At 62.9% G+C, this 552-nt stretch carries 1 protein-coding gene; it reads left to right on the top strand.

What is annotated here, in order from left to right:
- A partial coding sequence (tnpC, locus tag MnOB_RS28410) for an IS66 family transposase (RefSeq protein WP_107504149.1) occupies window positions 1-552 on the top strand: 552 nt, incomplete at both ends.

The following is a 552-nucleotide window of genomic DNA, read 5'->3' as shown; positions in this document are numbered from 1 at the left end:
GCCAAATTCGCCGACCACCTGCCGCTGTACCGGCAAGAGAAGATTTTTGCTCGTGCCGGTCTCGCTATCGCTCGCTCGACGCTGGCGCAGTGGGTCGGGCAAACCGGCGTGCAGCTCCAGCCGCTGGTCGATGCCCTGCGCGAAGCCGTGTTGGCCCAACGCGTGATCCACGCCGACGAAACCCCGGTGCAAATGCTCGCGCCGGGCGAGAAGAAAACCCATCGGGCTTACGTCTGGGCCTACAGCACCACGCCCTTCGCCGATCTGAAGGCCGTGGTGTACGACTTCAGCCCCAGCCGTGCCGGCGAGCATGCACGCAACTTCCTCGGCCAATGGAACGGCAAGCTGGTCTGCGATGACTTTGCCGGCTACAAGGCCAGCTTCGAGCAGGGCATCACCGAAATTGGCTGCATGGCCCACGCCCGCCGCAAGTTCTTCGATCTTCACGCGGCGAACAAAAGCCAGTTGGCCGAACAAGCACTGCACGCGATTGGCGGCTTGTACGAAATCGAACGGCAAGCACGGGACATGAGCGATGAAGAACGCGGGCGA

Origin of the sequence: Metapseudomonas resinovorans, from assembly GCF_002003485.1 — a bacterium.
Lineage (GTDB): Bacteria > Pseudomonadota > Gammaproteobacteria > Pseudomonadales > Pseudomonadaceae > Metapseudomonas > Metapseudomonas resinovorans_D.
This window is presented reverse-complemented; position numbering and strand designations above follow the sequence as displayed.